Source organism: Cytophagaceae bacterium ABcell3, assembly GCA_030913385.1.
GTDB lineage: Bacteria > Bacteroidota > Bacteroidia > Cytophagales > Cytophagaceae > ABcell3.
Genome location: CP133159.1, coordinates 2,973,579 through 3,000,403, shown reverse-complemented (window position 1 = coordinate 3,000,403; position 26,825 = coordinate 2,973,579). Strand labels below are relative to the sequence as shown.

At 38.1% G+C, this 26,825-nt stretch carries 26 protein-coding genes; 11 read left to right on the top strand and 15 right to left on the bottom strand.

The features are described 5' to 3' along the window. Nucleotides 1-40 precede the first annotated feature (40 nt). Nucleotides 41-1,252, bottom strand: coding sequence for a DUF418 domain-containing protein (locus RCC89_12215; protein ID WMJ73921.1), 1,212 nt, complete (start codon nt 1,250-1,252; stop codon nt 41-43). Between the two features lie 346 nt (nt 1,253-1,598). Then, nucleotides 1,599-1,763 carry a hypothetical protein gene (locus tag RCC89_12210; GenBank protein WMJ73920.1) on the bottom strand — a complete coding sequence of 55 codons (165 nt, stop codon included), beginning with the start codon at nt 1,761-1,763 and terminating at the stop codon, nt 1,599-1,601. Nucleotides 1,764-1,954: 191 nt separating this feature from the next. On the opposite strand from RCC89_12210, the gene RCC89_12205 reads away from it, so the two are divergent. Then, on the top strand, nt 1,955-2,257 hold the full coding sequence (locus RCC89_12205; protein ID WMJ73919.1) for a hypothetical protein: 303 nt from the start codon (nt 1,955-1,957) through the stop codon (nt 2,255-2,257). Nucleotides 2,258-2,347: 90 nt separating this feature from the next. Here the strand turns inward: RCC89_12205 and RCC89_12200 are convergent, their stop codons facing one another. After that, nucleotides 2,348-3,592, bottom strand: a complete 1,245-nt coding sequence (locus RCC89_12200; GenBank protein WMJ73918.1) for a cytochrome P450 — start codon at nt 3,590-3,592, stop codon at nt 2,348-2,350. Between the two features lie 285 nt (nt 3,593-3,877). Between RCC89_12200 and RCC89_12195 the strand changes: the two genes are divergently transcribed. Continuing rightward, nucleotides 3,878-4,543, top strand: a complete 666-nt coding sequence (locus tag RCC89_12195; protein WMJ73917.1) for an HAD family phosphatase — start codon at nt 3,878-3,880, stop codon at nt 4,541-4,543. Between the two features lie 351 nt (nt 4,544-4,894). Here RCC89_12195 and RCC89_12190 read toward each other — a convergent pair whose 3' ends face one another. Beyond that, entirely contained in the window at nt 4,895-5,749 is an 855-nt protein-coding gene (locus tag RCC89_12190) for a pirin family protein (GenBank protein ID WMJ73916.1), read from the bottom strand. Between the two features lie 168 nt (nt 5,750-5,917). Between RCC89_12190 and RCC89_12185 the strand changes: the two genes are divergently transcribed. After that, on the top strand, nt 5,918-6,859 hold the full coding sequence (locus RCC89_12185) for an NADP-dependent oxidoreductase (protein ID WMJ73915.1): 942 nt from the start codon (nt 5,918-5,920) through the stop codon (nt 6,857-6,859). Nucleotides 6,860-6,925: 66 nt separating this feature from the next. Here the strand turns inward: RCC89_12185 and RCC89_12180 are convergent, their stop codons facing one another. Continuing rightward, the gene (locus RCC89_12180; GenBank protein ID WMJ73914.1) at nt 6,926-7,354 is read right to left on the bottom strand and encodes a hypothetical protein; all 429 of its coding nucleotides are present in this window, start codon (nt 7,352-7,354) and stop codon (nt 6,926-6,928) included. 132 nt (nt 7,355-7,486) lie between these two features. Beyond that, nucleotides 7,487-8,254, bottom strand: a complete 768-nt coding sequence (locus RCC89_12175; GenBank protein WMJ73913.1) for a CPBP family intramembrane glutamic endopeptidase — start codon at nt 8,252-8,254, stop codon at nt 7,487-7,489. Nucleotides 8,255-8,338: 84 nt separating this feature from the next. On the opposite strand from RCC89_12175, the gene RCC89_12170 reads away from it, so the two are divergent. Continuing rightward, nucleotides 8,339-8,845: a hypothetical protein gene (locus RCC89_12170; GenBank protein WMJ73912.1), complete on the top strand. Its 507-nt coding sequence runs from the start codon at nt 8,339-8,341 to the stop codon at nt 8,843-8,845. 85 nt (nt 8,846-8,930) lie between these two features. Here the strand turns inward: RCC89_12170 and RCC89_12165 are convergent, their stop codons facing one another. After that, nucleotides 8,931-10,256 (bottom strand): NAD(P)/FAD-dependent oxidoreductase, encoded by a 1,326-nt coding sequence (locus RCC89_12165; GenBank protein ID WMJ73911.1) that lies wholly within the window; start codon nt 10,254-10,256, stop codon nt 8,931-8,933. A gap of 452 nt (nt 10,257-10,708) precedes the next feature. On the opposite strand from RCC89_12165, the gene RCC89_12160 reads away from it, so the two are divergent. The 5 genes from RCC89_12160 (at nt 10,709) to RCC89_12140 (ending at nt 17,722) form a co-directional block, all read left to right on the top strand. Further along, nucleotides 10,709-12,010, top strand: coding sequence for a metallophosphoesterase (locus RCC89_12160; GenBank protein ID WMJ73910.1), 1,302 nt, complete (start codon nt 10,709-10,711; stop codon nt 12,008-12,010). 40 nt (nt 12,011-12,050) lie between these two features. Continuing rightward, a complete protein-coding gene (locus RCC89_12155; protein ID WMJ73909.1) occupies nt 12,051-12,452 on the top strand; it encodes a DUF202 domain-containing protein in 402 nt (133 codons plus the stop codon). Between the two features lie 61 nt (nt 12,453-12,513). Continuing rightward, a complete protein-coding gene (locus tag RCC89_12150) occupies nt 12,514-14,001 on the top strand; it encodes a transporter substrate-binding domain-containing protein (protein WMJ73908.1) in 1,488 nt (495 codons plus the stop codon). 129 nt (nt 14,002-14,130) lie between these two features. After that, on the top strand, nt 14,131-15,270 hold the full coding sequence (locus RCC89_12145) for a trypsin-like peptidase domain-containing protein (protein WMJ73907.1): 1,140 nt from the start codon (nt 14,131-14,133) through the stop codon (nt 15,268-15,270). Nucleotides 15,271-15,469: 199 nt separating this feature from the next. Beyond that, nucleotides 15,470-17,722: a helix-turn-helix domain-containing protein gene (locus RCC89_12140; GenBank protein WMJ73906.1), complete on the top strand. Its 2,253-nt coding sequence runs from the start codon at nt 15,470-15,472 to the stop codon at nt 17,720-17,722. An 81-nt stretch (nt 17,723-17,803) separates the two neighbouring features. Here the strand turns inward: RCC89_12140 and RCC89_12135 are convergent, their stop codons facing one another. Further along, the gene (locus tag RCC89_12135; protein ID WMJ73905.1) at nt 17,804-18,085 is read right to left on the bottom strand and encodes a hypothetical protein; all 282 of its coding nucleotides are present in this window, start codon (nt 18,083-18,085) and stop codon (nt 17,804-17,806) included. A 265-nt stretch (nt 18,086-18,350) separates the two neighbouring features. Between RCC89_12135 and ade the strand changes: the two genes are divergently transcribed. Continuing rightward, on the top strand, nt 18,351-19,994 hold the full coding sequence (ade, locus tag RCC89_12130) for an adenine deaminase (protein ID WMJ73904.1): 1,644 nt from the start codon (nt 18,351-18,353) through the stop codon (nt 19,992-19,994). 135 nt (nt 19,995-20,129) lie between these two features. Here ade and RCC89_12125 read toward each other — a convergent pair whose 3' ends face one another. After that, complete coding sequence (locus RCC89_12125) at nt 20,130-21,116, bottom strand: glycoside hydrolase family 5 protein (GenBank protein WMJ73903.1); 987 nt, start codon at nt 21,114-21,116, stop codon at nt 20,130-20,132. An 84-nt stretch (nt 21,117-21,200) separates the two neighbouring features. Further along, nucleotides 21,201-21,803, bottom strand: coding sequence for an isochorismatase family cysteine hydrolase (locus tag RCC89_12120; protein ID WMJ73902.1), 603 nt, complete (start codon nt 21,801-21,803; stop codon nt 21,201-21,203). Between the two features lie 277 nt (nt 21,804-22,080). Here RCC89_12120 and RCC89_12115 point away from each other — a divergent pair, with 277 nt between their 5' ends. Then, nucleotides 22,081-22,356: a hypothetical protein gene (locus RCC89_12115; protein WMJ73901.1), complete on the top strand. Its 276-nt coding sequence runs from the start codon at nt 22,081-22,083 to the stop codon at nt 22,354-22,356. Between the two features lie 2 nt (nt 22,357-22,358). On the opposite strand, the gene RCC89_12110 is transcribed toward RCC89_12115, so the two are convergent. From RCC89_12110 to RCC89_12090, 5 genes are all read right to left on the bottom strand, one after another. Then, entirely contained in the window at nt 22,359-22,739 is a 381-nt protein-coding gene (locus RCC89_12110) for an SRPBCC domain-containing protein (GenBank protein WMJ73900.1), read from the bottom strand. Between the two features lie 94 nt (nt 22,740-22,833). After that, nucleotides 22,834-23,529 (bottom strand): hypothetical protein, encoded by a 696-nt coding sequence (locus RCC89_12105; protein ID WMJ73899.1) that lies wholly within the window; start codon nt 23,527-23,529, stop codon nt 22,834-22,836. 312 nt (nt 23,530-23,841) lie between these two features. After that, nucleotides 23,842-25,248: a group II intron reverse transcriptase/maturase gene (gene ltrA / locus RCC89_12100; protein WMJ73898.1), complete on the bottom strand. Its 1,407-nt coding sequence runs from the start codon at nt 25,246-25,248 to the stop codon at nt 23,842-23,844. A gap of 114 nt (nt 25,249-25,362) precedes the next feature. Next, on the bottom strand, nt 25,363-25,563 hold the full coding sequence (locus RCC89_12095; protein WMJ73897.1) for a hypothetical protein: 201 nt from the start codon (nt 25,561-25,563) through the stop codon (nt 25,363-25,365). A gap of 149 nt (nt 25,564-25,712) precedes the next feature. Continuing rightward, entirely contained in the window at nt 25,713-26,723 is a 1,011-nt protein-coding gene (locus RCC89_12090; GenBank protein ID WMJ73896.1) for a hypothetical protein, read from the bottom strand. Nucleotides 26,724-26,825: the final 102 nt, after the last annotated feature.

The following is a 26,825-nucleotide window of genomic DNA, read 5'->3' as shown; positions in this document are numbered from 1 at the left end:
GGTTTCAGTAAAACGACTTATTTTATAAAATTATTAAGCATTATTTTCTAAACCGCTGGAGCTTGCCATAAATACAAGAACGCCACAAGTATTCTACTGGGCCATATTTAAAAAACTTTAACCACCAGTGGCTATACAAAACCTGAAAAAGAAAAAACACAAAGGCAAAAGGAACGTAGTACGCAGGCCCTACGGGACCTAAGCCAAGTCCTATGTTGTAGAAAAAAAGCACACTAATTATGCTTTGCATCAAATAATTGGTCAAAGCCATTCGCCCAGCAGGAGCCATCCAATCCAAAACAGCTTGTTTCTTGGCATATAATAAGCTAAATCCAGCCATATACCCTAATGCTAAAGGGTGCTCTCCCAATGACCTCGCCAAGGTTTTAAAAAAATGCAGATTTTCTGAGCCAGCAGGCCAAGAAAACATAAAGTAAAAATAAGTAAAAACAAGCCCGCCTAAACCTCCAAAAAGTAAAAGAAATTTAAATACTTTAGCATTTTTCTTAATATCAGCAAACAAGTTGTTCCGCCCAAAATAAAGCCCCAGAAGAAACATTCCCCATAATTTAGGGAACCTGCTTCCTGATAATATCTCTGCATACCTTAATAAAGTATCCGGAACTTTGGCCAATAAATAGGTATATAGACCACCCTCTGTAACTATGGTAGAGGATGTAGGCAAGTCCCACGATTGTTTTATACGATGGCCTAATGAGTAAAGAGACTGTCCAGGGTTTATGGACAGTTGATTCATGGCTAACTCGAGAAAAGCTGGTGAAATCAAAAGTGCAACAGAAAAACCAAGTATAGTTTTGTTGTTAGCTTTTTTGAACGGAATCAATAGAATAGCTGCCAGCGAGTATACGGTGAGAATATCACCTTGCCATACAAGTGTATGGAGCAAACCTATGACAAATAAAACACCAAGCCTTCTAAAATACAATGGTAAAAATGGAAGCCCCTTTTGGCTAGTCCTGTCCAATTGAATAGCAAAGCCAAGACCAAAAAGAAATGAGAATAAGCTATAGAATTTGCCTAATGCCAAAAAGTTTACATAAAACAAGACTTTTTCGTCTAACTCTGCTGAACCAAAACTTTCAGGAGAAAAATATTTATATCCAGAAAGGTAAAACAAATTAACAAGTAATATCCCTAGAATAGAGAATCCGCGCAGAGCATCCAAGACATGCATGCGACTTTTCTCCCCTAGCGGCCTCATACCATTACCTGCTGATTGTTGTATTGTCATTCAAAACAATCTTTATAAGATAATAGCCAGAATAAAAAATTTGTTTATTTAAACAGGTTAAAACAAAAAAGACAAAAGGGTAAGCCTAACAAAAGCAAGTAGAAAGGGCAAAGTTATTCAGGAGGAGTAAGGAGGAAAATCAAATGGCTCTGCCAGCTAAAAAACTGACAGAGCACTTCTCTGCCTGACGGCTATGGTATTGCCTTATCCCCACTCTTCTACATTCATCCCTTTCTACCTTTGCCGTACTCCGCACATGTTTTATAAGACGGTACTGTTTTATACTATCATCCATAAAATTAGATTTGATAAAAAACTGAAGAAACCATTTGCATTCAATGCTATCCTAAAAAATAATTGCAGCTTCTTTCTTGTTCTCCTTTTTATGGTTAAAGTCAAAATGCTCTTTTTGATCATTTTTAGCTGCATTTCTTAAAGCCTCTCTTTTTGCCTCTTCTTTCATTCTAGCTAGAAACTCATAGTAGTCGCTGATAGGTGCATATGCTCTCATAATGGTAAAATTTTAATGTTTAAAAATACTTTTCTGTTGTTTTATTTGATACAATATTAAAATGAATTTAAATGTGAAATAATGACTGTCGCCACCTAGAAAACTGATGTTTGTCAGTATAGAAGAAAAGGCCTCCGAAACAAATGTAAAAGAGAAGGGTTCTTTTAGAAACCATAAAGTAAACAGAACAGATGAAAAAGCTAATAGCAGTATTATTTGGATTAGGAATTCTAGGTTTTACTTCTTGCGGAGAAGGACAAGACAATGGCGCTGCAGGAACAACTACTACACCGCAGCAACAAGAGCAACAGGAACAACAAGATCCTGGGCTTGAAGAAGAGGAAGAAGAGGATGAAATGACCGAAGAACAATACGGTGAAGGAGAAAATGGTGCTGGAGCACAAGAGGGTGCAGGCGGTGAAGTAGAAGATGAAGATGACGCTGCCCAGCAAAGACGAGATGGAATTACAGAAGACGATGAAGACCAAATCTAAAGTCTTTGAATTTTGAAGGAAAGCCCCTTTTCAGTAGTTGCAACGAAAAGGCACGCCTGATCGCTACAACTATTTGAAAAGGCTTTTCTTTTAAAGAGGACGAACATTTTTTATAATAAACCCGCTGGCCGGAAGGGCAGGAATCCTGGACATGCTTACAGTCAAATCCTGCTTTGGAACCTGATAGTCCATTTTACGACACAAAAATTTAACAGCAATTTTCATTGTATCAATGGTTATCCATTCACCTGGACACCTATGGTTTTTCTCATGACTTCCTCCTCCTTGAGGTATAAAATTATAAGGGCTTTCATTCCAGTTAGAAAAGCGCTGGGGCCTAAATTTTTCAGGATTTTCCCAGGACCGAGCATCGTGGTTGGTTCCGTACAAGTCTAGTAAAACATTGGTATCTTTCTCAAACTTGAACCCTTTCCATTCAAAATCCTTCTTCACTACAGCGGTTGTAAATGGGAAAAACGGGTAATATCTACGTACCTCCTGCACAAACAACTCCACAAATTCATCATCACCTTTTCTAATTCTTTGTTTATACCCAGGATATTCATGTAGGGCCAATGCTGCAAAAACAATATACCGATCTACTGCTACTGTAGGACGAATAACATTAAGCAGTTCAACAGCAGCTATGCGAGGGTTCAGTTGCGTACCATCTGCATCTTTATGAAAAGCAATGGTGTGAAGGGCGGTATTTTCTTCAACATTTAAATCCCCCTTACGAATATCTTTAACTAAGCGTGAAATCCATTTTTCTGCTTTGCTCCTACCTCTTAAAGCTAATAAATGGATACCTACAGCTCCCGACCCCTCAATAAGTGCGCCTACCTGTTTACGTCTTTTTTTTACTTCTTTATCTTTTAATGGTATGCCACTCCATTTGCAAACAGCTTTAAAAACAATGTCTTCTGCTTCATCAAAAAGCTTTACTTCGTCTTGCTTTACCCATTTTTCAAGGTGACGCTGCCATTGCTCTTCCATTAAAGAACGCAATTTTGCAAGGCCTTCAGGAGACATCATAGACATAAACATCATCTTACGCTTTGCATGCGATTCTCCATCTAGCCCTTGAACACCACCCTCACCAAAAAGTGTTTTCTTTACTTTATCGGGAGCCGCACCCTCTCTTTTAAATAGCTCTTTATCATAAAAGACTTTTGCAGCCTCCTCCCCTTTCATGCATATGCGCCTCTCAAAAAGTAGTTTGGTTTCAAATACGTCTGACTGATACTTTTCGCACCTTTTTGTAATAAATTCATAACCATCAGCCAACAAAGCTAGGCTACTGTCTGGCATTTTATCTTTTGGTATCTTTTGCATAATCTCATTAATTTGTTTGAAAGAAATGTATTTTTATAACTGTTGTCCTTAAACCTTGTTTACAACTATATTTAAAAGCCCACAGCTATAGTAATATCAGTATCCAAAAGATTTCTTTTTTAGCATCTTTTGAACTATTATTGCTTTAATCTCAATTATGCGATATACTTCATCATGAGGAGCAAAATAACAACAAACGTGAGCGAAGACTGACCTGAAGTTGTTTTGCTGCGTATTAGAAAGCCCTATTGATTAATTCAGGTTTGACACCAATTTTGAAATTTAATGACACAGCCAAACAAAGCCTTCATATTTGATATGAATGGCACCATGATAGACGATATGAAATACCATACTGAAATCTGGTATGAAATGCTCAATAAAGATCTTGGAGCCTCTATGACTTACGAACAAGTTAAACTACAAATGTATGGCAAAAACGAAGAGCTATTAGAGCGGGTATTTGGAAAAAGCAGGTTTACTCCTGAAGAAATGAACCATTATGTTATAGAAAAAGAAAAAAGATATCAAAAACTTTATCGCCCCCACATGAAGCTTATAGATGGTCTGGACATCTTTTTTAAAGAAGCTGCTAATCAAAATATACCTATGTCTATTGGTTCCGCAGCAGGTGTTTTTAACGTCGATTATATTCTGGACAATTTAAACTTAAGGCACTACTTTAAATGCATTGTATGCGCAGAAGACGTTAAAGAGAGCAAACCTCATCCAGAAACGTTTTTATTAGCAGCCAATAGTATGGGCGTAGAACCGGAAAATTGTATCGTTTTTGAAGACGCACCCAAAGGTGTCGAATGTGCCCAAAATGCAGGAATGAAGTGCGTAGTTCTAACAACCGCACATGAAGCAAAAGACTTCGAGAAATATGATAATCTATTGGCAATTGTAAAAGATTATACTGATCCTTGTTTAAAGGCGCTTACAGTTTAACCTGCATAATCCAGGTTTAAGTAGGGCCTGCTGAAAAAGTCACAAGTGTGCAAGATATGCATGGCCTTACATGAAGACGTATTGGAATACTTCGAATGAAGGCCATAAAGTAGATTGTGCGCTTGTGGCTAGCCCAAAAAAGTATTGGATTAAAAGCTTGTTAATTTAATGTGCACGGAAAAATAAGAAATAACTGGAAAACCCTTGCACCTACACCTCCTAATTTTTATGCAAATATCAACAGGTCAATATTTTGGGCGTTTTTCAGCGCCCCCTAAGTAAAAGTTTGGTAAATGTAGTAACAAAGACTTGTCTCTACGTTTACCAAATTCATTTTATGTATGCTAAGTCTTAAGAGGACCATGTACCAAACTTTCCTTGGCGGTAATCCTTATAAGCATCTTCTATTTCTTTTTCAGTATTCATTACAAATGGCCCTTGTGCAACCACAGGTTCATCTAAAGGCTTTGCAAAGCCTAACAACACAATACTCTCCGTTTTGGCTTTAATTTCAAGCTTTTCGCCATCATTATTAAACTCTACCAGTTTTAATGCTTCTACATCGGTTCCATTCACCACAACATTGCCATTAATAACATAAAAGAATATATTTTGCTCCTTTGGTATATCAATAGAATAAAAGCCATCCTTTTCAAAGTGAGCAGTGCTTAAGTGTACATCAACAGCTGAATTAAAGGCTCCTTCTTCACTTTCCCACTTTCCAGATACTAAATTTAACTTTACTTTTCCATTGTCCATCGCAACTGAAGGAATATCCTCTTTCTGCAAGCCCTTATAAAAAGGTTTTGTCATTTTCAGCTTTGCAGGTAAGTTCAACCAAAGTTGTAAAATCTCAAGAGGTCCTCCTTTTTCTTTAAATTCATCAGAAGAAACTTCTGCATGTATTAAACCTTTGCCTGCCGTCATCCATTGAACACCTCCTGCATTAATGATACTTTCATGCCCACTACTATCTTTATGAGAAATATCCCCATTTAAAATAAAAGTGACAGTCTCCATCCCCCTGTGAGGATGTGGCCCAAAAGGTAGTCCATTGTTGTTCGGAGGATAAACCTGCGGGCCATGATGATTCAAGAATAAAAATGGGTCAATATACTGAACCGTCCGAGTAGGTATAGCTCGATAAGTTTCTAGGTCACTAATAGGCGAATATTCTGCGGTATGAATGTGTTTAATAGTCCTCATAAATACATGTTTATACAATAATCTTTAATACAAATATAACACTCATTCTGTTTTATCTAAATTCGTTTTGGGCTAAAGCGGAACTAAGGATACCTGAATAACCCACCGGTATTTATAACCTTTTTGCTCTTTAGAGGTTTCATTTATCTGCATAATCATATATGGTAAATGAAAGCAATAGTATTAAAAGAACCCGGAGGTTCTGAAAATCTAGCCCTAGAAAATTTAAAGAAACCTGATTTAAAAGAAAATGAAATACTCGTACGTGTACATGCTATAAGTATAAACCCTGTAGATGTCAAAACAAGAAACGGTGGCGCTATGTATCACCAATTAAAAAGCGAACAGCCGCTTGTTTTGGGATGGGATATATCAGGCGAGGTAGAAGCGATAGGAAGCAAGGTAAAAAAATTTAAAAAAGGTCAATTAGTATTTGGCATGACCAACTTCCCTGGACATGGCAAAGCTTATGCAGAATATGTTGCAGCACCAGAAGAACACCTCACATTAAAGCCTGAAGGCATTACTCATACCCAAGCAGCGGCCACATCCTTAGCGGCCCTTACTGCTTGGCAGGTGTTGTACCATGAGGCTCAAGTTACCACCAAGCAGAATATACTCATCCATGCTGCTGCGGGCGGCGTGGGCCACTTTGCTGTACAAATGGCCAAACTTATGGGAAGAACTGTATCAGGAACAGCTTCTTATAAAAATGCTACCTTTTTGAAAGAAATTGGGGCAGACAGGCATATTGATTACACAAAAGAACAAATAGAAGATATTGCTACAGATATTGATGTAATATTAGACCCTATCGGAGGAGATACCACGCTCAAGTCTATTGAATGCTTACGTCCTGGAGGAAAACTAATATCTATTGTTGGAGGGGTAAAAGAGGAAGTTATGGCAAAAGCAAAGGATAAAAATATTCAAGCATCAAACTATTTAGTAAAATCTTCTGGAAATGATATGAAAAAAATTGCTGAACTACTGGACTCTAGAGCAATAAAACCTATTATATCCCATGTTTTTTCATTTACTGATATTGCCAGCGCCCATCAACAAATAGAAACAGGAAAAACCAGAGGGAAAGTAGTTGTTGTTGTCTAAACCTGATAATATTAATCAAAAAAAACCTGAAGTAATTCCTTCAGGTTTTTTTGATGCTTTCATTTCTTATGGCCAATTCATCCATGGGATTCTGGTTAGAATCAATATAAATCCGATACCATAAAATATAAATATACTTTTATATCCTTTAGGAGAACCTACTTGACGCTTAGCTTTTGAGTAGCCAATAGTTATTAAAACAATGGCAATAAGCATAGTCAAGGGATGTTCAAGAAAGTATAATCTGGCTACAGAATTCCCCATAGCCTCTCCTGATATATTGCTTGCTCCTAAAGGAGAAAGAAAATAGAGTATAATACCAAGTAAAAATTGAAGGTGGGTTGGAATTAAACCCAGCAAAGACAGTTTTCTATCTTTAGCCGCAAAATCTTTTTTATTTCCAAACCCTACCAGGGCATTTAAAATACTTACAACTAAACCTGCCAATACTAAATAGGCAAGAAAAGAATGGAAGTGTTGAATTCCAGTATACATTTCAGTTTTTTGGGTTAAATGAATAATGTGGTTGTGTTTAATAACGTAAAAATAATACTCAAGTGTTAGAAATAACTATTTAACGATACTTTTTTTACATGCTTTTTCTATAAGGACTTTGAGCATGATGTACTAAGCTGAAATATGATTAAAAATCAACAATACCACATGGGCAAACATATGAGCGATAATTGCAGCTTCCAGCCCTTTTTTCCAATAAAGCCACCCAAACACAACTCCGCCAGCAGCATTGGCGAATATGATAAAGTTTACCAAAACAGGCGTAGGTTCTGATACTAACTGGCTCAGCATAGGCAAATGCCCTGCGCCAAAAAGAACAGCAGCAATCAATATACCTACCCAATATACACCTTGCGACAAATTTTTAGTAAACTTACTAATGATCCATATAACTAGAGTCATTACCCCATAGCGCATCATAATTTCTTCAGTAATACCCCCATAAAGAAACCTGGCAATTACAGAAGGTTGAGAAACTTCCTCTATTTCAAGATAGTTTACAGGCAATAAAGGTCTGAAAAGCGCATACATTAAAACAATTAAAACCCCACCTATAACACCTCCCCAAAAACCACTTTTAACCTGACCTATGAGGCTATTTTTCCAACTTCCCCCTTCTAAAGCCTTTTCTAAGGTAGGAACTTCAAGATTAACTTTGGGGCTAAACTTTACTCCTATAAAAGTACAAACTAAAAGTATAAGAGTCGGGTTGATTAGGTTTAATAACTGAAGCTGGTCCGGTGAAAATTGTTCCAGCAAATCTTCTCTTGCCTCTTCCGGTATTGCTTCTACATTAAAAGGCATAGTCAACAAAGACAAAACTCCCACAAAACCAAGCAGAAAAAGGACAACACCTATAATTAATTGTTTGTTTTTCATTTTCCTATATATTTTTCACAAAGGATAATTAAGAATTTTAAAAGTAGGAAAGTTGATGTATTTTTACATTAATCAGAAAGAGAAATGAAACTAATATTACTCATTGTTTTACTCCTTTTAATTACGTATTACTTCAGAAAAAAGGTCGGACCGGCATTTAAAAAGACATTTTACTTTACTGCGCAGTTATGGGGTTCTGGTCTGGTAATATTCTCTTTGGCGTATTTTGCCTCCCTCATTCTCACGACGGGATTCCCAGGTATAGCAGCAAGAGCTATAAGCTTTATTCCTTCGTTCTCGCTGATGATTTTGTATTCTGCACCTTTTTTATTAATAAACACTTTGCTCAACTACCTGCTTACCCCTTATGAACTTAGAAACTTCCATAAGCTAGCAATACCTGCCAACTCATTTGCTGCTGCTTCTTTAAACTTTCTTTTTATCTATACTATTGAAAACAGAAGCAGTGTACTTGACTCACTTTATATTGAGCAAACCTGGTTGATCTATATATTATATATCGTAAGCTTTTTGCTAAGTGCAGGTATATTTTTAAAATTTAAAAAAATTTTATTTTTCGCAGACAGGTAAGGGTTCAGCAAACAACAGCCATCAAGCAGCAAAAAATCTACTGCCCAATGGCTGCCCTAAAATTCCCAGTACTTAAATTTGTAGCCTATACAATCAGCTCCTCTTCTTCTTCTTTCTTAGAAGACTCCGAGGTATTTGGTTTTACTTTTGGTTTAATGATCAAACGAAGCGATTGGTCATAGGTAATATAATTCCAACACCAATTAATAAAAATCAACAAACGATTCTTTACACCAACAATAGACATTAAATGCACAAACATCCAAACCAACCAAGCAAAGAAGCCTTGGAACTTAATAAATGGCAAATCTACTACTGCCAAATTACGACCTACAGTAGCCATAGAACCAAGATCATTATAAGAAAACTCTTTCCAAGGCTTCCCTTTAAGTTCACGGATTAAATTTTTGGCCAAACAGTCTGCTTGTTGCAAAGCAGGCTGCGCCACTTGTGGGTGTCCATTGGGGAACTTTTCTTCCACCATAAGTGCTTGGTCACCTAATGCAAAAATATTATCAAACCCTTCTACCCTATTATATCGATCTACAGAAATTCGGCCACCTCTGTTTATAACAGATGCTGGAATACCTGGGATTACATTAGCTTTCACACCAGCAGCCCAGATAAGCGTTCTACTTTCAATCGTGTAGCCATCCCCTAAAAACACGGTTTTACCATCATAGTCTTTTACGCCTATGTTTGTCCTAACGGTCACACCAAGCTTTGTCAGGTATTCTTCAGCCTTTTCCGAAGCTTTGGGCGACATAGGATTAAGCACTTTTCCAGCCGCTTCTACCAAATAAATTTTCATTGAGGTAAAGTCAAGGTCAGGAAAATCTTTAGGCAAAACAGTTTTTTTCATTTCCGCCAATGTACCTGCCACCTCTACCCCAGTAGGCCCTCCACCTACCACAACAATATTCATCAAGCGCTGTCTTTCTATGTCATCAGAAACAGAAAGTGCGTCCTCGAGGTTTTGAAGAAGGTGGTTCCGCAACGCAAGCGCTTCGCTGACTGATTTCATAGGCATAGATTTTTCCATAATAGACTTCATGCCGTAGTAGTTGGTGTCTGCGCCCATAGATAAAACTAAGTAATCATACCGAAGCTCTCCCAGCGCTGTTTGAACCTCGTTTTTCTCCGGGTCAATAGACTTAACTTCCGTAATACGGATGTGAACGTTAGGGTGTGATTGAAAAGCCTTACGAAGAGGAAAAGATATTGCACTTGGTTCCAGACCAGCCGTAGCTACTTGATAAAATAAAGGTTGAAACTGATGGTAGTTATTTTTATCTAACAAAACAACCTGATAGTCCTTAGAAGCAAGCCTACGAGCCAACTTCAAGCCACCAAAGCCCGCTCCTATAATGACAACTCTTTTTAAATTACTTTCCGGGATGTGAATATTCATGCTATTTGGTAGTTCTGGTGTATTATAAACAATGCAATAATTGTTCCGTACATGGCTTTTTTATAAAAAAATTCAAAAAAAATGATATAGATTATTGCCTATAAAATTAATTCATGAACAAAATCACGAAAGACTAAAAAATAATGAAGTAAGCCATATTAAATTTTAACATAAGAACTTTGGTATTCAATACAATAGCATTCAACTCCAATATCCTCTAAATGTAAAGCCATAGCTCGTAGGATCTAAAAAGTTTTTCAGCAAGCCATAAAGAAGACAAGGAACTTAATGACCAACCTTTAGGTAATATAAATGCGATGTCTAACAGAAACTTAAGATCATCTACTATTATTTACATCATTTTAGATCAGACATATAAAATGAAAACCTTTTTCGCATATATGTTACTCTGATGATTTCCAGAAGATCAGACTTCAACTTTTTATAAACTAATGACAAAAAAAATAACATATATACTTCTTGCTTCCATAGGAATACTAGTGCTATTAATAGACTGGTATGTATTTCAGGGGATAAAGACTTTAACAACTTCAGCAGGTATGAGTGCGATAGTAAATACCGCTTATTGGGTTCTGTTCACAGGTATAAACATCCTTTTATTCTATTTTATATTAGGTATCAGAGGAAGAGAAATCAGTACATGGGCCAAAACCTTTTTTCATTTGTACCTCACTATCTTAGTTACGAAACTATCTTTTGTAACCATAATGCTAGGAGAAGATGTCTATAGAACCTTGGCATTTGCATACAATTATAATTCTGAAGGAGAGCAACACCTACCATTAAGAAGTAAATTAGTGAGTAAAATAGGTATAGTATTAGCTTCTTTCCCTTTTGCTTTTTTCATCTATGGTATCTCCAAAGGAAAGTATGCTTATAAGGTAAGAAAAGAAGTGCTTTATTTTGACGATTTGCCAGAAGCATTTGAAGGGTTCACGCTGACGCAAATTTCCGATATTCATGCGGGAAGCCTTGACAATCCAATAGCTGTAAAAAAAGGAATAGAGTTAATTAATGCCCAAAACTCTGACCTTTTCGTTTTCACTGGTGACATAGTCAACAATGAAGCTTCAGAATTAAAGCCTTGGATAGAAATTTTTAAAGAAATAAAAGCACCCTATGGAAAATATTCGGTTTTAGGCAACCATGATTATGGGGACTATATTTCATGGCCATCGGTTGAGGACAAGAGAACAAATCTACAAAACCTAAAGCGGTTTCATAAAGAAATAGGCTTCCACCTATTATTAGACAACCATGTAACAATTGAAAAGGGAGGTGAAAAAATAAGCCTGTTAGGGGTAGAAAACTGGGGTTTGGGCTTTGGGCAAAAAGGAGATTTAAAGAAAGCACTATTAGGGGTAGAAAAATCATCATTCAAGGTTCTATTAAGCCATGATCCAACACACTGGGAAGAAGTGGTAAAAAAAGAAGAAGTTCCTGTACACCTCACACTATCCGGCCATACACATGGAATGCAATTTGGGTTCGAGCTTCTAGGGTTTAAGTGGAGCCCGGTAAAATACCGTTATCCGCACTGGGCTGGTATGAAAAAAGAAAACGGAAAGCATTTATACATTAACAGAGGTTTTGGATTTATTGGCTTTTCTGGCAGGGTTGGCATTTGGCCAGAAATAACTGTTATAGAATTTAGAAAGAAAGTAATACAAAAAGATTCTCCGCTCACAAAATCACAAAACAAAAGCATACGTAGCATGGAAATAAACATATAGCATCCCAAAGTGTTATATAACTTTATTAAAACAGGAATGCATGAGTGCTCCAGAACCCGAAAATGCAGATTACAGCGGAGATGAAGGGCGCCAAGAACTTGCCGGCGACCGTACAGAGTGGGCCCAACAACGGACTTTGCTGGCCAAAGAGCGTACCTTTAGTGCTTGGATAAGGACAGGCATATCATCTATGATAGCCGGACTTGGTATTGCAGAGTTTTTAACGGCTGTAGATTACGCTATTTTGGCAAGAATACTTGCCGTAATTTTAATAGTGACAGGAGGAACAATTTACGTAATTGGCTTTTTCAGTTATAAAAACGCACTTAAAGAACTCGCTGAAATGGGAATCAGAAGCACTTCTCTTCAGTTAATAGGAATTGTGGCTTTTTCACTTATGTTTACTGCCTGTATAGCCTTATTTATTATATTAACCAATTAATTTTTTTAGAACAACTTTATCCAACTTTTTCGTATCTTAGCTATTTACAAAAGCTAAAGGTATGATCAACTTTTACAGGTTTACAAAATTATTTCTTTTGCTGGCTATGCCATTGCTATTCACGCAATGTGCACCAGAACCACAAAAAGAGACAAAAAAACAAGCGTCATCAGAAGAGTTTGTTGAAGACGCAATAAATGCTCCAGAAAAACCTAAACTTACGCACGATTTTACACAAATTAAAAATGATGGGGTACTGAGGGCTATTGTAGGATATAGTTCAACAAGCTTCTTTACTTATAAAGGAGAGCCAATGGGCTATGAGTATGAACTGCTAAAAAAGCTTTCAGACCATTTAGGCGTGAAATTGGAAATCGTGTTAGCTAGAAATTATGATGAAATGTTTACTATGCTCAATGAAGGCAAAGGGGACATCATCGCTTTTGGACTGACCATTACAGAGTCCAGAAGAAAGTTCGTAGATTTTACAAGTTGGCACACCACTACAGAGCAAGTCCTTGTTCAGCGAAAACCAGACAACTGGAGAGACATACCCGTACATAGGACTGAGAAACAGCTAATCAGAAATGTACTGGATCTCACAGAAAAAGAAGTTTATGTACGGAAAAAATCAAGTTACTTTGAAAGGTTGATCAATCTAGGGCATGAAATCGGTGAACCGATAAACATTAAAACAGTACCTGGCGATATGAGTACAGAAGAGTTGATACGCTTGGTCAACGAGAAAGAGATACCGTGCACCGTTGCCGATCAACATATAGCTATGCTTAACAGCACATTTTACCGTGACTTAGATATAAAAACAAAAATCAGCTTCCCTCAAAGAATCGCCTGGGCCGTGAGGAAAAACTCACCCGAACTATTAGAAGTTGTTAATGAATGGGTTGAAAAAAACAGGGGAACAGTTACTTTTAATGTGATCTTTAATAAATACTTTAAAAACAACAAAGCATTTAGAGAACGTGCCGGGAGTATGTATTTTTCCAAAACAGGAGGAAAAATATCTGAATATGACGATTTTATTAAAGCAGCCGCTTCTGAAATCAATTGGGACTGGCGCTTACTAGCATCTCTAATTTTTCAAGAATCACGCTTTGATGCCAATGCAGAATCATGGGCAGGTGCCGTTGGGCTAATGCAAATGATGCCTGCTACTGCAAAAGAACATGGGTGCAACGACCTTAGAAACCCACATGAATCTTTAAAAGCAGGCACATCATTTTTGAAATGGCTCTTAAATTATTGGTCAGAAATAGAGGTAGAAGAAGAAAGGGTTAAATTTGTTTTAGCCTCTTACAATGTAGGACATGGACATGTGCAAGATGCCAGAAGGCTCGCAAAAAAATACGGTGCAGACCCTAACGTTTGGGATGACAATGTAGCAAAGTATTTATTGAAAAAATCTAGTGAAGAATACTATACCCAAGATGTGGTAAGACATGGTTACTGCCGATGTGCTGAACCTTATCAGTATGTAAAAGCTATTTTAAAAAGGTATAAAATCTATAAAGAGCTAATTCCAGCATAGAAAATATGCTAAATATTATGCACCCATAACATATTCATATTCAAACATAACGCAAGAGATAAAAACATCACAATCTGAATTATGTTACTTTAATATAGAAGAAATACATTTACTCAGATTATTAGGAATATGAAAAATACATGTTTTTATCTCATAGCAGTAGCTATGTTTATTTTTCAGGGATGTGATGCATCATCTGAAAATAATGCACATTTGGCGTCAGTCTTTAGCGATGGGGACAGACCAGACGATTTTGCGGAGGCGGCAGAGCATGCCACACCTGCAGTAGTTCATATAAACGCATATGGCGAAGGTGGTGGAGAAAGGCATCCGCTAGAGGAACTTTTCGGCGATCCTGAGGGTGGCCCTGAACAACAGCAGCAGCCACCAGGACAAGGACCTGGACAACAAGACCAGGATCCCAACCTTTTAGGGTCTGGTTCAGGTGTAATTATTTCTGAAGAAGGACATATTGTTACATCTTTGCACATAATTGCCGAAGCTGAAAGTATCCAAGTTACCCTTAACGACAAAAGGGTGTATGACGCAACAGTGGAAGGTACTGATCCACTGACCGACCTTGCGCTGATAAAAATAGAGGAACAGGATTTGCCAATATTAGAGTTTGCGGATTCTGACGAACTACAAGTTGGCGAATGGGTAATTGCGGTAGGCAACCCGTTTAATCTTACTTCTACAGTAACAGCTGGTATCGTAAGTGCAAAAGGGAGAAACCTGAACATTCTGGAAGGCAATGGAAACAGGTCTATCGAATCTTTTATCCAGACGGATGCTGCTGTAAACCCTGGAAACAGTGGAGGCGCCTTGGTAAATACCAATGGAGATTTAGTGGGTATCAATGCAGCCATTGCTAGTCCAACAGGAGCTTTTGCAGGATACTCTTTTGCAGTACCTGGAAATATGGTAAGAAAAGTTGTGGACGATATCATGGAATATGGAGAAGTTCGCAGAGGTTTATTAGGAGTAATGATCCAAGACTTGAATGCACAACTTGCCGACGAAAGAGACATTGAAAACCTTAACGGGGTCTATGTACACGAAGTGAACCCTGGTAGTGCAGCAGACGACGCTGGTCTGCAAGATGGAGACATCATTGTATCCTTAGAAGATTCAGAAGTAAACTCCCCTGCTGAGGTTCAAGAAATTATAGGTATGAAGAGACCTGATGAAGAGGTTACTGTAGAGTACAGACGCGACGGGGAAACCAGGTCAACCACAGCAAGGTTGCAAGGTGGAACAGATAGTTAAGAAAATTAAATAAACAACGAAAAGTCGGAAAGCTATTCTTTCCGACTTTTTTTATGCACATTAATACAGTTCTACCATCCCCCACCTACACAACAATAATTCACTTTTATCCTTTGTTAATTGCATTATTTTTAACATCTTAGAAGGCTAAAACAACAGTTACATTTTTTTAAACTTTAAGTCCAGCTATTAACCAATCATGCAAGCCGATAAGTCAAACCGAAACTTTGAACTAGCGGTAAAATTTGTCAACCATACCTCTAAAAATCTATTCTTAACTGGCAAAGCCGGTACAGGAAAAACAACTTTTTTAAGATATATTAAAGAAAATACGCATAAAAAGCATGCCATAGTAGCCCCTACGGGAATAGCAGCAATGAATGCAGGCGGAGTTACCATACATTCTTTTTTTCAATTACCATTTGGTTCCTTCGTCCCTTTACAGCAATATTCAAAACCGCATGATTCAGGCAACCTTTTTGACAGGCATAGCTTAATGAAGCACCTGCGCTTAAGGAAGGACAAAAGAGAACTTATGCAGGAGATTGACCTGTTAATCATTGATGAAGTCTCCATGCTCCGTGCGGATTTACTAGATGCCATAGACACCATTTTAAGACATGTCAGGCGTAGAAGGCACATACCTTTCGGAGGTGTACAGATGCTTTTTATTGGTGATCTATTTCAACTTCCACCAGTAACAGCCGAGCAAGAGTGGAAAGTTTTGCAAGAGTACTATCCCAGCCCGTTTTTCTTCCATGCCCATGGCCTACAAGAAGCCCCTCCTGTATACCTGGAACTAAAAAAAATATACAGACAGAAGGATGTGAAATTTATTACCCTGCTCAACAACCTCAGGAACAACAAAATTTCCAACGAAGATTTAGAACTTCTAAAAAGCTATTACCAACCAAACTTTAAACCACACCCAGAAAGCGGACACATTCTGTTAACAACACACAATGCAAAAGCTGACATTATCAACCAAGAGGAACTGGACAAGCTACCTGGAAAGGCATATACTTTTGAAGCTAAGCTAGAGGGCAATTTTGGGAAAAGCCTGCCAGCAGAGCAAACCTTAACCCTGAAAGAAGGTGCTCAAATTATGTTTATCAGAAATGACAAAGGAGAAAACAGGCGTTACTATAATGGGAAAACAGGAATCATTGATAAGATTGAAGAAGACAAAATATACGTAGCTTTTCCCGGACAAAGCGATAAACTACTGGTGGAGAAAGAGACTTGGAGAAATGTAAAGTACACCTATAATAAAGAAGAAGACAAAATCGAAGAAGACAACAAGGGTTCCTTCACCCAATACCCGATTAGGCTTGCCTGGGCTATAACTATTCACAAAAGTCAAGGTCTAACTTTTGACAAAGCCATAATTGACGCTGGAGAGTCTTTCGCACCGGGACAGGTTTATGTGGCGCTGAGCAGACTTACCTCACTAAACGGTCTAGTCCTTCTATCTAAAATAAATTCTGACTGTATTTATACAGACGCGCAGGCAAGTGCATTTTCACAAAATGAACCAGAGGAAAATCAGCTAAACAAAGAACTAGAGCAAGCAAAAGAAAGCTATATCCACAATTCCCTGATCAATGCATTCAACTGGAACAAGCTTCTTAATGTATTTACAAACTTTTATGAATCCTTTGATAATAGACGGATTCCTTTACAAGAAGAAGCCCAAGAGCTAGGAGAAAAACTTCTATCCTGCGTTGAGAAACAGGAAAATACAGCCTCAAAATTCACTGTCCAGTTGGAAAACTTGTTAAGCAATAAAGACAACAAACCTACAGACTACAACCATCTGAATGAAAGAATAGCTGCAGCTAGCGCCTACTTTAAAGAAAAAATACACAAAGAGCTGTTTAATCCCATAAAAGATCATTTACACATTATAAAAACAAAACCTAAAACTAAAAAATACCAGAAAGAGCTTAAATACCTACTAAACACCTTAAAACATAAAAAATCTATTTTAGAGAAAGGGTTGCTTATAACACAAGGCTTGGCTGAAGGGACTGATACAGAAATATTGCTAAAAGAACTTTCTGACAAAAAAGAAAGCCTTAAAAAAGAAGATTCAGAAAAAACGGAACGAAAAAAAGCAAAAGTCCCAAAGGGAGAAACTTTTAGAATATCGCTTAAAATGTTTAAAGAAGGAAAGAATATTTCCGATATAGCTCAAGAACGCGGATTGGTTACAAGTACAATAGAAAACCACCTCATCCGCTTCATTTCCACAGACGAGTTAAATTTAGAAGAGTTAGTTCCCAAGAAAAAAGCACAGCAAATTCTAAAGGCTATAAAGCAGTTAAATCAAGAAGAAGATTTTACGCTTTCAAAACTTAAAGGCATGTTAGGTGAAGAATATACCTATGGGGAAATTAGAGCAGCCATAGCTTATTACAAAAAGATGGAAGACTATTCAAAAATTGATTAAAAGCAAGCATCCGAGTTGGTAAAAAATATTCCTTAGGTACAAAAAAGGGGCTTTTTTCGCCCCTCTCCTATTTTAAATTTATTATACTACCAGGGTTTCCTGAAGCTCTTTTTTTCTTTCAAGGTAATCTTTAACCCTACTACACGAACCTACTTCACACAACCTGATCCCTTTTCTCTTCATGTAATACATGGCATATTCAATAATTTTATCAAGCGCCTCTTGCTCTCTTTGGCTACCGGTCAAAAAAGGGCAGTGAAACTCCCACAAGTTTGGTTCTAAGTCATTGTACTCTAAGCTATATTCTGTACCTTTTACTATGGCATAAAATTTCCCCTGTCTTACATCATGTTGAATATCCATAAAAGATGATTTTTAAAATGGTATAATATTTCAACAGGCCTAATATTAAAATCGTGCCATTATCTTACATGTTTTTTTCAAAGAATTATATTCATATAGACAGTTCTAGCATTAGGAGGAATAATAAAGGAAACTGCTGAGAAAATTATAAGTGATACAAATACGAAAAGCATCCCAACTGAATAAGAATAATAAAACTTATTTCAACTTCTGGTATTAACCAATAAGGACATTACCTTTATAGATCGTAAAGCACATCAACATTATGAAGGATTTTACCATATCAGGAAACATTATAGATATAATAAACAAGCGTACCTATCCAGGAACTATTACAGTATCTGATGGAAAAATTGTCCAAATATCCCAAACAGCCAATGCAGATGATATTTATATTTTACCTGGGTTTATAGATGCCCATGTCCATATAGAAAGTTCCATGGTAGTTCCTTCAGAATTCGCAAAAGTAGCAGTGGTACATGGCACGGTAGCCACAGTTTCAGACCCACATGAAATTGCAAATGTCTTGGGTATTCAAGGTATAAACTATATGATAGATAATGGAAAGACAGTACCGTTTAAGTTTTATTTTGGCGCCCCATCTTGTGTTCCAGCAACCACTTTTGAGACCGCAGGAGCAGAAGTGACGGCCGGCGATATAGAAAAGCTCTTTAAAGAAAGAGACCTTAAGTATTTGGGCGAAATGATGAACTGGCCTGGTGTGCTGAACCAAGACCCAACCGTTTTAGCGAAAATACATATTGCCAAAAAGTATAACAAAATAATAGACGGCCATGCCCCTGGTCTAAAAGGTGCATTAGCAGAACAGTACGCTTCTGCCGGAATAAGTACAGACCATGAATGTTTTACAAAAGATGAAGCCCTCGACAAACTAAAAGCAGGAATGAAGATAGCCATTAGAGAAGGAAGTGCGGCTAAAAACTTTGAAGCTCTATACCCTCTTCTAAATGACTATGAAGATCACATCATGTTCTGTTCAGACGATAAACATCCAGACTATTTAGTAAAAAGCCATATTGACGAACTGGTAAAAAGATCGATTGCAAAAGGTGTAGATTTTTACAAGGTATTGAAAGCTGCCTGTGTCAATCCGGTAATTCATTACGACCTAGATGTAGGGCTTGTGCGAGAAGGTGATCCGGCAGACTTTATTGTGGTGAATAATATCAAAGAGTTCTCGGTTTTAAAAACATATATCAACGGCGAATTGCAAGCAGAAAATGGTAAAAGCTTCATCAAGACTAAACCAGCGGATATAATCAACAAATTTGACACATCTCTCAAAACGCCAGAGTTCTTCAAAATAGCTCCATTAGGCAACAAAATTAAAGTGATTGAAGCATTAGATGGTCAATTAATAACCAATGCTTTAGAAGTAGAACCAACCATTTTAAATGGAGAGCTTCAAGCCGATATAAACAAGGACTTATTAAAAATCACTGTGGTAAATCGATATAAGAACACACCGCCTGCCATAGCTTTTATTAAAGGATTTGGTCTAAAAAAAGGCGCAATAGCTTCATCTGTAGCCCACGACTCTCATAATATTGTTGCCGTTGGTACCACGGACATAGATTTAACCAAAGCAGTAAACGAGGTTATAAAAAATAAAGGAGGCATATCCGCCGTATTTGACGAAAAGACGCATAGTTTACCTTTGCCAGTAGCAGGGCTAATGTCTATAGAAGACGGTTATACAGTTGCAAAAAAATATACAGAAATGGATAGTATTTCAAAAGAAATGGGCAGCCCACTTACCTCTCCTTTTATGACCTTGTCCTTTATGGCCTTATTGGTTATCCCTGCACTAAAACTAAGCGATTTGGGACTTTTTGACGCAAAGGATTTCAAATTTGTTGAACAGTTTAAAACAATAAACCAACAATGAGGTTTTATTGAACAACCAAATTTTGCTTCAGATGAAAAAAACCAAAAGATTCAGATTAAAACGAGGGACAGTAAGAAACCAGAAAAGACAACTTAAGAAAGTAAGAAAAGGGAGAAAGAGCTAAGCTCTGCTCCCTTACTTTTCAAGGCTTTCAAAAATAGGGCCATTCTTTCTTAAAAGCTCCTCTCTTACAAATTTCCCAGAAGGTGTAATTTGATGTTCTTTCCATTTCCCTCTCCAACCGGCTCCAAATACCAAAGCAGAGGCCGCTTCTTCCTTATCAGAGACAGCCCAGTTTGCCCAACTAATTTTATATTTGTCGAGAAAATCCCACCACTTTTGTGCTTCTTCAAAATCAAGCTCCCCATCACCACTAGCCTCACAGATACCAAACTCTGTAACAAAAATAGCAATACCTGCATCAAGTGCCCTCTGAGCAATGTTCCTTAATGATTCTTTATGCGTTCCAGCATAGTAATGAAGGGCATAAGCCACATTATGATCATCTACCGGATCCAGAGCAGCCTCACTTACCATTTGCGACCATTGTCTGGTTCCACATATGACCAAGTTATGAGGGTCATGAGAGCGGATTACTTCAATAATTTCAGTAGAATATGGCTTAAGGACTTTTGTCCAAGAAACCTGAAGAGGCTCATTGTAGATTTCATAAATCACGTTGGGGTATTTTCCATACTTCTTAGCCATTTCAGCAAAAAAACGTTTTGCTTCTTCTGGATTTTCATGGGCATGATGACTATGATAATCAATAATCACATATATACCTTGATCAATAGCTGCTTTTACTATACGTTCTACTTTTTCTTTTTCTTCATATGCATTATGCAAATAGCCGCCACTCTCATCTACACCCATAGCAGCACGTACCACCGTACATTTCCAATCGTCACGCAACCACTGAACAACTCTCTTGTTATAATACTCGCCTTTCCATTGGCTCCAAAAAAAAGACATGCCCCGCAACTGCACCGTATCTCCATGCTCCCCTATGATATAATTTCCATCAACAGACAATCTTCCATACTTTTCCACGATGCTTTTTTGAGCATACACAGTACTTTGCAAAGACAAGAGAAAAAAAAGAAGTATCAACTGTTTCATGATAGATTATGATTTGCCACATTGTTAATGATCAAAGAACATGCCAACAACAATGTATATTCTCTAGATTTAAATTTCCATTAATCAATTCTTTTTGCTCTGAATTAAATCTATTTCCGCTGATGTACATACTTCCGCTTTTAAGATCCGCTCCATATTCTCCATAGCTATTTTATGCTGATCATTATTAACCGCTGCAGAGCAGTCAGAAGGGATAATTAATTTATAGTCTCTTAAATAAGCGTCGCTTGCGGTAAAAAATAAACATATATCAGAAGTGATACCTGTGAGAATTATTTTATCGGCGCCCAAATGGTCAAGCAATATTTCTAATGTAGTTGAGTAAAAGCCACTATGTTTCGGTTTCAGCACAAAATAGTCCTCTGGCTCTGGTCGTAACATTTCTGCTATTGGTTTGCCTAATGTGTTTTCATTAATGACATGCTCAGTCAAAACCTTAAAATCCGATTTCCACTTACCAAAGTTATCATTTACATAAATAATAGGGACATGTTCTTTTTTAGCTCTGTTCTTTAAAGCTTTAATATTTTTTGCAGCAGGCAATGAGTTGTTAAATAATGCTTCACCATCAGGAAAGTCAAAGTCATTGATCATATCAATAATTACTAGAACTACCGGACATTTGTCAGGCGCAGAACCATATAAATCTTCATTCAAAATTTTCATTATCTCACGGTTTACAGTGCATTCTTATTACTTAACCTCTATCAGCATGAGGTGTTGAAAGTTCATTCAAAGAAAGTCCTAGGAACGAATAACCAAGCGTGTTGTAATTAGAAGCAAACCGCTGCTTATATATAATAGAATCAGTTCATGAGGGGAAAACAACTTCAAGTCAGAATATTAAGGCTCAACATAAAAGAACCTATTCTCGTATTTAGAAGTATTGTGGTTAAGAACGTTTAACCGGAACTTAAAGACTAAGAAAACACCTTATACAGACATGATCATAACATCTATATTTATACTAGCTTTTTCTTATTATATAGCAAGGGGCGTTATAAAAACACCGTCAGTGCTTGCATTGAAAGCAAAAAGTATTAAACCACAAGTAGAGATGGTGGTTCCCGTAAAGACTTTGGCTCATGTAGACGGGAAAACGCTCCACCTTGATACTTATCTAGAGGAAAAAAGAAGAGAAAGGCAAAAATGCAAAACCCAAAAGCTACGTCTTGAACTAATGCCTGATTCTATGATTTCTGTTTTTTACCTAAACTAGGATTAATCATCCTCATAAAACTCTCTTAACCAAGCAAAATACGTATTATCCCAACCTTCTACCATATCTTCATATTCCTCGTCAGGAATATTAGTATGTCTAAGTTCCACTGATGTTCCTCTTTTATCTGGGTGTAATTTGATTGTGACAATGGAAGGCTCCTCTTGGTCAAAATACCATTGCTGCACTATCTTCTCACTTTTAACAAACTCAAGGTTTTTCCCTACTATACTTTCTCCAAATAAAGAAAACTCTGTACCCGGTTCAGCCACCATTTGAACTTCGTCTCCAGTCCAAAGCTGAATAGTTGGCTCATTTGTTAAAGCGAGATAAACCTCATCCGGAGGTGCTGGAATTATATAGTACTTTTTAAAATCTTTCATTTTATGGTTTTGGTATTTTCCACAAATTTAGAAAGTTTCTAGCAAGGATAACATATCGGAACAAAAAAAGCCCCGACATATCAGGGCTTTTTGATTATCTACGCGACCGCCTTCCTGAAGAAGGGGCAGTTCCGGCGCTTCGGCTTGAACGAGACGAAGACCGTACTTGCGAACCTCCTCTGTTAGACCTGGAAGGTGCCGAATTCACTTGTGACCTTCTGGAGTTACGGTTGGGTGCCGCTTGAACATTTCTTTGCCTTTGAGCTGGCGCCTCAACTCTTCTTTGTCTTCTAGCAGGAGCGTCAACACTTTGCCTCCGGTTTGACCTAGAATTATTTTCAGGGCGAACAGCTCTATTATTTCTTGACTCAATCCGCCTGTTTTGCCCTTCAATTCTACGGTTACCTCTAGGTGTAGATTGATTCATGTTCTGACTCCTAGAATATAGTCTTTGATGCCTCCTGTTGTCTCTATATGGTCTAGTTCCATTGAAGTTAATTTGCGTAAAGTGTGCACTCCTAAAATTATAATTTGCATACATAGGAGGAACCCTCATGCTTCTACGCCATCTAAAACCATTATGCCAATAATAAGCACCAGTAAATGAATCGTAATAAAGGTTGATAGATGGAACATAGTAATAGCGCATAGATGCTTGATGTACATGTCCCACAGCCCATGCAGGAGGCGCTGAGTGAAATCCTCCGCCACCTGCAACATAAACCCTGCTCGAGCAAGAAGTTAATTGTAACAGGGCAAAAATCATCGCAACATATAGTAAATTTTTCATAAGCAATAAAGTAGTTGTAAAAATAATTAAACAAATACTTTACCAAACTTAGTTTACATTTTAAAAAATATTCACAAAGTGCAGCAGTTTATATATAAAATATATCGTTTTAAAGAATAAAACACACTTAACACAATAAATAAGCTATCTCTTATTTCAATGAAAAATATAAATTATACATAATATTTGAAACAAAAGACCTTACTTCAACCAGTTAAAAATCGAGTAGGAGGAAAATAAAATAGTTTTCCTCCTATTTTATTTTCCGACCTCTCACACCACCTTGCGTACCGTTCGGTACAGGGCGGTTCCTTAAGTTTTGACCCTAACCTTTTGGTAGTAGTCTGACAGGAATATATAGCCTGCCTGTCTAAGTCTATCTATGGTGATAGTGGTATTAAGGATAAAGCTATTGGCTATATGCCAATAGACTTTCCTCGTGTTTGCCCACTCTAAAGCTTTGAATTTATTAACACCAAGCTTAACAAGATTCCTCAGTTTGGTTTTCACCCGTTTCCACTGTTTCCAGATAACCATTCTGATTCTCCTCCTGTACCATTCATCTATCCTTAGTAACAGGCTTTGCATATCTGCCAGTTTAAAGTAGCCCACCCAGCCGACAATGTATTGGCGAAGCTTTTCCTTCCTACGTGCATTTCCCCAGCCGTTGCTGCGTGATGTCAGTTCTTTTAGTTTCACTTTCATCTTCAATACACTTTTTGGGTGTATACGCAACCGACCTACCCCCTTCGTTTTATAAAACGAATAGCCAAGGAATTTGACCTTGGATATAGGAACGGTTTGGCTTTTCTCCTTGTTCTCTTTCAGGAACAGCTTATCTTCTATGAAGCAGATTAGCGACCTCTTTACACGTTCTGCACTTCGCTTGCTCCTGCACCAGATAACCATGTCATCTGCGTAACGTACAAACTTGTGCCCCCTTCGTTCCAGCTCACCGTCCAGCTCATTGAGCATAATATTACTCAACAAGGGGCTTAGAGGGCCTCCTTGAGGCACTCCCATTTCACTGGTCTCAAAGCTTCCCCCTACCTGCACTCCGGCGTTCAGGTATTTGTGTATCAGCGATACTACCCGTCCGTCCTTGATTGTGCGCGAAAGTACTTCTATTAGTTTGCTATGGTTCACCTTATCGAAGAACTTCTCCAAGTCCAAATCGACTGCGTAAACGTAGCCCTCTGTGATATAGCTTCTACACTTTTCTAGAGCCTGGTGGGCGTTGCGCTTTGGCCTAAACCCATAACTGTGGTCGCTGAATTGGGGTTCGTAGAGGGGGATAAGTGACTGGGCAATTGCTTGTTGAATTACTCTGTCCACTACCGCGGGTATGCCCAATTGTCGCTTTTGTCCGTTGTCCTTAGGTATTTCTACCCTGCGGACAGGATTGGGGCGGTACTTGCCCTGCAATATGGATGTTACCAGTTCGTCCTTGTTTGCGACAAGATAACCTTTGAGGGATTCGACTTCCATCTCATCAACACCTCCTGCTCCTTTGTTGCGCTTTACCTGTTTATAGGCTGCGTTCAGGTTGGATGGCGACAGAACAAACTCTAACAGTCCATACCCTAATCGATTAGTATCCGTGAGGTTGTTTTCAGTTATCCACATGAAAGTCTGCCCTCCCACATATCCTTCGGATGCCGTCCTATTCTTTTGTGGGCAGGTCTTTTCTTCAAAGATATTCTGCTTTCTTCCTTTCATGCGGTAACATTCATTCACTTCTCACTCCTTAAAGTTCAGCCCTTCCCAGATCTAGTCGTTATCTGGTACTATGGCTTCGGCTGACTTCTCATGGCAAGCTTTACTCCGTGCTTCTTACTCTGTTTCCGCACGTCCATGAGACCTCCCGTGGTAAGGCAACTCACTTTCTCTCCATGTCCCCGCCTCATTTACATTCCGATGTCCGTGTAATCTTTGGACTTCGACTTGTTTGGTAGTCTCATCCCACCGGTTATGCCTGATAAGGTTCGTGTTACTCGGGGCAGAGTTTTGCCGCCAGCTTCCTTCAGATTCCACTTCACAGTGGACACCCTTGCTATTGGCTAGTGGTTGGCGATTACAAACCCCCACAGTGGACTTTCACCACCTAGTTAGTTACCATGCACGGCACACCAAAAAAAGGCAGTCCTTTGGAGACTGCCTCTGTTATTACCAATTAGGTAAAATTATCTGGTGCGTGCATTTCGTCTATCTTGAGCGGGTGTATTTCCTCCAGTGTTTGCCCTCCTATTGTTATTTCCTCCAGCCTGTTGTTGACGACGGTTAGCTGGTGCTGCACTTTGATTTCTTCCGGCAGGTTCAGCATTCCTTGTATTTTGATTTCGTTGGTTATTAGCCGGTGCTGCATTCCTCGTACGCTGATTTCGTTGGTTATTAGCCGGGGCAGCCTCTCTTGTCTGACGGTTCCTTTGATTGCTTGCAGGGGCAGCATTCCTAGACCTATCATTCCTAGCTGGTCTTGCATTGGAACTATTTTGGTTTTGAGCATTTCCCCTGTCATTATTATCATTGACACCTGACCTACGCCTACCTGGATTTCCGGCATTGTTATTTGCAGGTGGAGTATCAGTATTTCTTTGGTTTGCTCTTCTTTCCCTTGTATTGGCATTACGGTTATTCTGACCACTAGAATTACCATCCCTTCTATTACGAACCCTGCTATTGTTATTCTGCCTGTTTGCCGGATCAGAGGCTGCCGCCCTTCTATCAGGAACTACGGTGTTACGGTCCCTACTTGGTCTAGTATTGTTATTATTATTAGAAGGTCTGGAATTGTTAGGCCCAGAAGATCCAGTGTTGCTTACCCTTTGCCTACCTGCTGGATGCAACCTTTGATGCCTGCTGTTCTGCCTATAAGGGTCTGTCCCATTATAATTGATTTGGGTAACATACATATTGTTTATGTTAACATTGTTATATTGAGCAGGCAAGCGAGAAGAGGTCATCCAAGTACCTCCATGATAATAATGATAATGCTGTGTATAGGTATCGTAGTATAGATTTAAGTCAGGAACATAGTAATACCTCATTTCACTTCTAAAACCATGAGCAGGCGCCCAAGGTGGTGGAGCGGCATTTTGATAAACAGGAGCGCGGTTTACATATACTGTCCTGCCACATGAAGATAATCCTAAAACAACAAAAGAAGTTAAGAGTAAATATATAAGACTTTTCATACACAATGTTTTTATGTCCTTACGAAAATATAGGTCCTTGGTTTAAAATGTTATTATTTTACGCTAGTTTCAAATTCTGTACCAAATAATATATCCTATATA